The sequence below is a fragment of the Protofrankia sp. CiP1_Cm_nod2 genome (genome assembly GCF_920664355.1).
Lineage (GTDB): Bacteria > Actinomycetota > Actinomycetes > Frankiales > Frankiaceae > Protofrankia.
Genome location: NZ_CAKKTL010000243.1, coordinates 1 through 7,611, shown reverse-complemented (window position 1 = coordinate 7,611; position 7,611 = coordinate 1). Strand labels below are relative to the sequence as shown.

The window sequence follows — 7,611 nt, the reverse complement described above, 5'->3', positions numbered from 1 at the left end:
GGGCAGGTGTGCCGGCGGCGCGGGTGGATGCGTGGGCCATGGCGCGGCGGGCGGCGGCGCGGGCGCGGCGGCCGGACGCCGGGGATGGACGGGCAGGCCGCCACCCGGCACGCCCAGCAGCTGCAGGAGCTGCCCCACGGTGGGCCGTGCGGCCGGGTCCTTGCGCAGGGCCGCGGACACGGCCTCGCGCAGGGGCGGGTCCAGCGGTGCCACGTCCGGCTCGCCGTGCACCACCCGGTAGGCGATCATGTGCGGCGGGCCGTTGCCGAACGGGGCGCGGCCGCTGGCCGCGAAGGCCATCACCCCGCCCCAGGCGAACACGTCCGAGGCCGCCGTCACGCCGTGGCCCATGTGCTGTTCGGGCGGCATGTAGCTGCCGGTTCCCAGCACCACGCCGGTCGCCGTCAGCCCGGCGGACGTCTCCAGCGACCGGGCGATCCCGAAGTCGATCACCCGGGGGCCCATCCGGGACAGCAGGACGTTGCCCGGCTTGAGGTCGCGGTGGACGAGCCCCGCCCCGTGGATCGCGGACAGCGCGGTGGCCATCGCGACCGCGAGCTGGTCGAGCTCGGCCTTGCGCAGCGGGCCGCCGGAGCGGACCGCCTCGGTCAGCGTGGGGCCGTCGATGTACTCGGTCACCAGATACGGCGGCTGCGCGGTGACGTCGACGTCGAGCACCTCTGCGGTGCAGAACCGGGGCACCCGGCGGGCATGCTCGCCCTCCTGGCGGAAGCGGAGCAGGAACTCCTCGTCCTGGGCGTAACGGGAGGCCACGACCTTCACCGCGACCAGCCGCCCGTCCGGCGCCTGCCCGAGATGGACCACTCCCATGCCGCCCTCGCCCAGACGCCCCAGCAGCCGGTAGCCACCGATGTACCGCGGGTCCCCCGGCACCGGCCGCACCCCGGCCGGTAACCGCGGCGGGGCCGCTCCGTCCCCATATGGAGCTCCGTCCGCATGCGGGGCTCCGTCCGCATGGGGGGCTCCACGCCGGTGGGGTGCTCCATCCGCGTACGGGACGCTGAGCTCCTCCCCTCGACCGTTCACGAGCCAGGCTCCTCGTCCCCACCGCAACCGCTCACCACGGCATCGTCCCACCCAGAACGACGATCTTTATCCCGCGCCCGCCACCCGCGGTCGACCGCCCTGCCACCCTCCCGAACGCATCAGCCTGCCTGTAGGTAGAAACCGCTACTACAACAACGGTCTCCACCTACGGATGCGGAAGCTGTAGGTGGAAAGCGGCACCGCAACGACGGTTTTCACCTACGCCTTCGGCTCTGACGGTGCTGTGGCCGCCGGCCGCATCCATCAGGTGGCCTCGGCTCGGCTCCGGCTCCCTGAAAGGTGCGTCAGGCCGGCCGGGAACGGGGAGCGCCAGAAAGTCCTGATCCCTGTTCCCGAGATGGAGGTCGCGACCTGCGGAAACGCCTGACCACTGCAGCCCGTTACACCGCTGCCCGTTACACCGCCGCCCGTTATGCCGCCGCCCGGACAGTCCCGGGGAACGCGGCCGGACCGCTGGTCAGGCGTGGGCGCGGGGGGATGCGTGGGGAGAGGCGTGGGGGCGGGTGCGGAGGGAGCGGACGTGGGTGACGGCGGTGGCGACGTGGGTGGCCAGCGCGTGCACCTCGTCCTCGGTGGTGGGGCGGCCGAGGCTGAAGCGCAGGCTCTCCAGGGCGGCGGCCGCGTCGAGGCCCATCGCCGTCAGCACGTGGGACGGCTCGGTGCTCGCGCCCTTGCAGGCGCTGCCCGCCGACACCGCGACCCGCGGCATCGACGTCATCACCGCGTCGGCGTCCGCCCCGGCGAAACGCAGGTTCACCGTGTTCGGCAGCCGGGTGACGGCCGGGCCGTTGAGCTCCACGCCGGGGATCTTCTCCATCAGCAGGCCGTGCAGCAGCGCGGTCAGGTGGCGCAGCCGGTCGGCGTCGGCGGGCAGCCGCTCGGCGGCGAGCTGCGCGGCGGCACCGAACCCGACGATGCCGGCGCTGTTGACGGTGCCGCTGCGCAGCCCCCGCTCCTGGCCACCGCCGACGATCAGCGGTGTCAGCCGGTTCTGCAGCGGACGGCCGGCGACGAGCGCGCCGACCCCCTTGGGCCCGTACATCTTGTGCGCGCTGAGCACGGCGAGGTCGATCCCGTGCGTCTCCACGGCGACGGGGATCCGGCCCGCGGCCTGGGTGACGTCGCACAGGTACAGCGCGCCGGCGCCGTGCGCGAGCCGGCAGGCCCGCCGGACGTCCGCGAGCGCGCCGGTCTCGCTGTTCGCGGCCATCACCGCGACCAGCCCGACCTGCCCGGGCAGCTTCGCCAGCAGCGCGGCGAGATGGTCGAGGTCGGGGGTGCCGTCGCGCAGCACCCGGATCAGCTCGACCGAGCCGCCGTGCAGCCGCGCGGCCTGCCCGGCCGCCGCGAGAACGGCCCTGTGCTCGGTGGCCGCCACCAGGACGTGCCGGCGGCCGGGCTCGGCACCGGCGAGGACGCCGTGGATCGCGAGGTTGGCCGCCTCGGTGGCGCCGCCGGTGAACACGACGCTGTGCCGGCCGGCGCCGACCAGGGCCGCGACCTGCTCGCGGGCCCGCTCGACCAGGCGGGCGGCCGCGCGGCCGGCGGCATGTCCGCTGGAGGCGTTCGCGAAGTCCTCGGTGAACAGCGGCAGCATCGCGTCGAGCACCCGCGGGTCGACCGGGGTCGTCGCGTTGTAGTCACAGTAGATCATCTTGGTCACGGGCCCGGTCACAGCGGATCGTCGTGACCGCACCGGACGCCGGGCCCGGCCCCGGCCGCGGCCAGCCCACCGACGCCGGCCGCGCCGGCCGCGCCGGCCGTGTCCGCCAGGCCGGGCATGCCCGCCGACGCCTCCGGCACATCCGGCACATCCGGTACGTCCGGTACGTCCGGTACGTCCGGCAGCGGGACGCGGCGCACCGTGTACGGCTGTGGGCGCGACGGCTGCCGCCGGATGGGCCCGCAGTCGACGCACTGCGGGTCGTGAGTCACCGGGAACGACCGGAAGTCCATGTCCCACAGGTCGAAGGCGAGCAGCTTCCCGGTGGACGGCTCACCGAACCGGGAGACGATCTTGATGACCTCCATGGCCGCCAGGCAGCCCACGGTGCCGGCCACCGCGCCGAGCACCGGGAAGCCGAGCGGGTCCCACTCCGGGTCGCCGTCGGCGAACACGCAGCGCAGGCACGGGTCGCCAGGCAGCACCGTCAGCAGCTGGGCCTCGGTGGTGTTCATGGCCGCGAAGACCAGCGGCACCCCCAGGTCCAGGCACATCCGGTTGATCCGGAACCGTTCGGGGAAGTTGTGGCGGGCGTCGACGACCACGTCCGCGCCGGCGACGAGGCCGGGCAGGAGCGGGTCGAACAGGTCCCGGTCCCACGCCTCGACCGTGACGTCGGGGTAGTGCTCCCGCAGGGTGTCGGCGGCGCAGGCCACCCGTGGCTCACCGACCCGGTCGGGTCGCATAAGCGTCTGTCGGTTGAGGTCGGGTGTCTCGAGGGCGCCGGGGTGCACGAGGACCAGCCGCCCGACGCCAGCCGCGGCCAGGTAGGTGGCGACGGCGCCGCCCACCCCACCCACACCTGCCACAAGCACCGTCGCCTCGCACAGCCGCTCCTGTCCCGGTAGCCCGAAACCGCTCAGTGTCAGTTGGCGCTCGAACCGCCGCATGTCCATGTCGTCCCCCTGCCTTCCGCTACCGGCCCACGGATGCGGGGATTACCCGCCGGACGTCGGGGACGGCGTCCTTGAGCTGCTGTTCGACCGTTTTCACCAGTTCGAGGACGTCGGCATCACGCTCGAGCCCGGCGCCGGTCAGCCGCACCGAGACCACCCCGTCGGCGACCCCGACCACGGACGCGTCCCGGCCCACCAGCTGCAGGTGCGGCCGGATGTGCTGGATCGCCACGTTCGCCTTCTGCAGCAGCGACGTCTCCACCCCGTCCGGCTGGACGGGCGGGGCGAACGACGGCCCACACATACAGTGACCGCGCGCATGTGGATTGTAGAAGGTGAAGCCGGACGACATCAGCGACTCGCTGTAGTCGATGCGCATGCCGTCGAACTGGTGGACCGCGTCCGCGGCGACGAACACGTCGAAGTCCGCCGCCCGGGTGACGACGTCGCCGGCGCGCGGCGCGGGCTCGACGGCCAGCCGGTACCGGTGCCCGGCGCAGCCGCCGCCGTCGCCGTCGACGCCGACCCGCAGGCCGGCGCCGGGGGTGGTCCCCTCCCGGTCGAGCAGCGCGCGCACCTGGCCGGCCGCCCGTTCGGTAAAACTGATCGTGATACTCACTGGTTCACCTCCAGATGCGCTCGGACGCGCTTGGACGGAGCTGTCAGTAGCGAGGACGGCCCGACTGTCAGTACGCGAGGACGACCCGCTCGACCGCTGGCACCGATTCCTTCAGCTGGCGCTCGATGACGCCCGTGAGCGTGTCCAGGGCGGCGGAGCATCCCCCGCAGGCTCCGGTGAGCCGGACCGAGACGACACCCGCGGTGATGTCGACGACCGTGACGTCCCCGCCGTCGCGCTGCAGGAAGGGCCGTACCTGCTGGATCGCCTCGTCGACCTGCTGCCAGAGGCTGTCCTCGTCGCCGTCCGGGCCCGCCGCGGAGAAGGACGACCCGCAGGAGCACGGATCCGACACGCGCGGGTTGGAGAAGACGAAACCCGAGGACGTCAGCGACTCCACGTAGTCGATACGGACCCCGTGGACGAACGAGGCGGACTCGGACGCGACGAACACGTCGAACCCGTCCTGCCGGACGGTGATGTCACCTTTCTCGGCGGTGGGCGCGAGCGCGAGGCTGTACTTGTAGCCCGAGCAGCCGCCGGGCTCCGCGCCGACCCGCAGGCCGTAGCCGGCGGTCGTCCCGTCGCGGGCGAGCAGCGCCCGGACCTGCTCGCCGGCACGTTCGGTGAGCACAACCTGCAGTTTCGTAATCATGATCCCACCTTTGCCGCGACGGGCCCGGCCGGCCGCGGGTGCGGGGCGGGCCGCCCGTCCGGGGTGTCCTCGAACAGGTCGTCAGATGCCAGCGAGCCGCCTGCCAGCGGGTCGGCGGCGAAACCGGCCGGCTCCGCGGCCGGGCGGCAGGCGCTCCGCGCCGCCTGGTGGGCGTCGTCCGCCACCCGCTGGACGCCCCGCGCCGCAAGCCGCGCACCTTCGGTGGCGACCACGGAGTCGATGATGTCGTAGCACTCGACGGCTTCGACCCCGGCCGCGGCCAGCGCCTCCCGCGGGCCGTTACCGATCTTGCTGCACAGCACGGCGGCGCAGTCCGACAGCAGCTGGACGGTCCGGTCGAGCACCGACCCCTTGTCGTCCTCGCCGTCGTCACACTCGGAGACGCCCTCGCAGTAGCGCGCGACGCTGCGGGTGCCCACCAGACGCGCCCACTTCTCGCCCGCCTCGTAGATCCAGAACTCCTCGGCGTGGCCGAAGTGCTGGTTGACCACTCCCCCGCCCTTGGTGGCGACCGCGACCAGCACCGTGTGTTCCGGCTTCGCCGCGCCGGCGGAGATCCGCAGCTCCTCCCGGGTGGCGCGGACGTCGGAGCGCCAGCGCTCGATCGCTGCGTGCGCCTCCTGGCGGCCGGCCAGGTCGTAGGTGACCTCGCCGTCCAGGTAGGTCTCGGGGCCGAACTCGTCGCCGCGGTCCTCCCCGAGCAGGCCGACCGCGTCGGCCCGGCACTGCCGGCAGTGGCGCATCATGTTCATTTCCGCGCCGTCGTCGCCCTCGCAGCGGTCCTGCAGCGCCTTGAGCTCCTGCGGGGTCGGCCCGCGCTGCCCGGTCAGGCCGTAGTAGGTGCCGTGCTCGGGGGCGGACACCAGCGGCATCACGTTGTGCAGGAACGCCCCCATGCCGCGGACCGTGCGGGAGACCTCCACCAGGTGCTCGTCGTTGACCCCGGGGATCATCACCGAGTTGACCTTGCACAGGATCCCGCGTCCGGTGAGCGCCGCGAGCCCCTCCAGCTGCCGCTCGGAGAGGATCTTCGACGCCTGCCGGCCGGTGTAGCGCCTGCCACGGAAGGCCACCCAAGGGTAGATCCGTTCGCCGACCTCGGGATCGATCATGTTGATGGTGATCGTCACATGGTCGATGCCGAGATCCGCGATGCGGTCGACGTGGTCGACGAGGGTGAGCCCGTTCGTGGACACGCACAGCCTGATGTCCGGGCACTCCCGGGCGACCAGCTCCATCGTGCGGAAGGTGCGCCCCGCGTTGGCCAGCGGTTCCCCGGGCCCGGCCACGCCGAGCACGCTCATCTGCTTGATCTCGCTGGCCACCCGCTTGACCTTGGCCAGCGCCTGCTCCGGGGTGAGCAGCCTGCTGGTGACGCCGGGGCGGCTCTCGTTCGCGCAGTCGAACTTGCGGTTGCAGTAGTTGCACTGGATGTTGCAGCCCGGCGCGACCGGGACGTGCATCCGGGCGTAGTACTGGTGCGCGTCCTGGCTGTAACAGGGATGGTTGGCGACCTTCTCGGCGATCGCGGGGTCCAGGCCGGTCGTGCTGGCGCCGCATCCCTTGGTGGACGCGCACCCCGCCGCCGGCGCCGGCGCCGCGGCCACCGGCGGCGCGGCCGCCTCGGCCGGGGAGAGCACCGTCAGGGGGATCGACCGCGCCGGTACCGGCGCCGGCTGTGCCGGCTGTGCCGCCGGGGCCGGTCGGGGGGTCATGCCCGCTCACCCGCCTCACGGCCCGGCGCGGCGGACACCAGGTCCAGCTCGCGCTCCAGACAGCCCACCACCCGGCCGTTGGTGAACGCGACCGCGTAGACGATGTGCTCCTGGAGGTAGACACCCACACCGTGGACGTGGCCGACCGTCCCGGTCTCCACCAGCACGTCCCCAACGCTGATCCCCGGCTCGGGGAAGGTGCCGTCGTTGCGCAGGTCCTTCAGGGCCACGACGGTGTCGCCGACGTCGTAGGCGGCCTCGGACAGCGGCTCTTCGAAACTGACGTCCATCAGGCCCTCTTCTCGGCTTCAACGGTGACGGTGTCCACGGCGACGAACGCCTGGGGGGCGCGGTCGGCGAGGACCTTGAACAGGCGGTGGTCGAGCGCGGTGCCCGTGGTGAACGCCTCGTAGGAGGCGACCAGGGCGGCGCGGTAGGCGGCCAGCCGCTCCGGCGGAGCGGGATTCCCCGCGTCCGTGCGGGCCACGGCCCGGGAGAAGTGCCGCAGGATGTGCAGCCGGTTGACCGCGACCACCTTCGGGTCGAAGGGGACGTCCAGGGCCTGGAAGTAGTCCTCGGCGGTGACGCACTGGCGGAAGCGCGCCAGCCGCTCGGCGGGCGGCACCTGCCCAGCGGGCGGCACCTGCCCGGCGGATGCCGCGGTCATGACGCGTCGGCCTTCGCCAGCTCGCGCTCGAGGCGGCTGATCTCGACATAGGCGTTGTAGGTGGCGGTGGCCGTCTCCAGGATCTGCTCCCAGCCGACCGGCAGGTCCTCGGCCAGGTCGTGCAGGTCGAGCTTGAGACGGGTGGCGAGGCTGTTGAGCTTCTTCAGCTTCGTGCGCAGCTCGGGGATGTCGTCAGGAGTCGTCACGGGCCACCTCCGGGTAGGCACGTACGAGCGCGGCGGCGGCG

The 7,611-nt window shown here is 73.0% G+C and carries 9 protein-coding genes; all 9 read right to left on the bottom strand.

Going from position 1 to position 7,611, the window contains the following annotated elements:
- Positions 1–894 (bottom strand): serine/threonine-protein kinase (locus NBW84_RS20510; protein ID WP_250286510.1); only part of this gene is annotated, 894 nt, incomplete at its 3' end.
- A gap of 631 nt (positions 895–1,525) precedes the next feature.
- A complete protein-coding gene (locus tag NBW84_RS20505) occupies positions 1,526–2,743 on the bottom strand; it encodes a cysteine desulfurase family protein (RefSeq protein ID WP_445548422.1) in 1,218 nt (405 codons plus the stop codon).
- Positions 2,740–3,687: a HesA/MoeB/ThiF family protein gene (locus tag NBW84_RS20500; protein ID WP_445548423.1), complete on the bottom strand. Its 948-nt coding sequence runs from the start codon at positions 3,685–3,687 to the stop codon at positions 2,740–2,742. Before NBW84_RS20500 ends, NBW84_RS20505 begins: the two co-directional genes overlap by 4 nt.
- Positions 3,688–3,706: 19 nt before the next feature.
- Entirely contained in the window at positions 3,707–4,306 is a 600-nt protein-coding gene (locus tag NBW84_RS20495) for an iron-sulfur cluster assembly accessory protein (protein ID WP_250286508.1), read from the bottom strand.
- Positions 4,307–4,373: 67 nt separating this feature from the next.
- Positions 4,374–4,961, bottom strand: a complete 588-nt coding sequence (locus NBW84_RS20490; RefSeq protein WP_250286505.1) for an iron-sulfur cluster assembly accessory protein — start codon at positions 4,959–4,961, stop codon at positions 4,374–4,376.
- A complete protein-coding gene (nifB, locus tag NBW84_RS20485; protein WP_250286504.1) occupies positions 4,958–6,697 on the bottom strand; it encodes a nitrogenase cofactor biosynthesis protein NifB in 1,740 nt (579 codons plus the stop codon). Before nifB ends, NBW84_RS20490 begins: the two co-directional genes overlap by 4 nt.
- Positions 6,694–6,987 (bottom strand): nitrogen fixation protein NifZ, encoded by a 294-nt coding sequence (locus NBW84_RS20480; RefSeq protein WP_250286502.1) that lies wholly within the window; start codon positions 6,985–6,987, stop codon positions 6,694–6,696. The genes nifB and NBW84_RS20480 overlap by 4 nt, the downstream gene beginning before the upstream one ends.
- Positions 6,987–7,364, bottom strand: a complete 378-nt coding sequence (nifW, locus tag NBW84_RS20475) for a nitrogenase-stabilizing/protective protein NifW (RefSeq protein WP_250286499.1) — start codon at positions 7,362–7,364, stop codon at positions 6,987–6,989. The genes NBW84_RS20480 and nifW overlap by 1 nt, the downstream gene beginning before the upstream one ends.
- Complete coding sequence (locus tag NBW84_RS20470) at positions 7,361–7,570, bottom strand: CCE_0567 family metalloprotein (protein ID WP_250286498.1); 210 nt, start codon at positions 7,568–7,570, stop codon at positions 7,361–7,363. The genes nifW and NBW84_RS20470 overlap by 4 nt, the downstream gene beginning before the upstream one ends.
- Positions 7,571–7,611 lie beyond the last annotated feature (41 nt).

Excerpts from the sequence above, each read along its gene's own strand:
- NBW84_RS20500 (WP_445548423.1), bottom strand. The coding sequence starts at position 3,687 with ATGGACATGCGGCGGTTCGAGCGCCAACTGACACTGAGCGGTTTCGGG.
- NBW84_RS20490 (WP_250286505.1), bottom strand. The coding sequence starts at position 4,961 with ATGATTACGAAACTGCAGGTTGTGCTCACCGAACGTGCCGGCGAGCAG.
- nifB (WP_250286504.1), bottom strand. The coding sequence starts at position 6,697 with ATGACCCCCCGACCGGCCCCGGCGGCACAGCCGGCACAGCCGGCGCCG.
- NBW84_RS20480 (WP_250286502.1), bottom strand. The coding sequence starts at position 6,987 with ATGGACGTCAGTTTCGAAGAGCCGCTGTCCGAGGCCGCCTACGACGTC.
- nifW (WP_250286499.1), bottom strand. The coding sequence starts at position 7,364 with ATGACCGCGGCATCCGCCGGGCAGGTGCCGCCCGCTGGGCAGGTGCCG.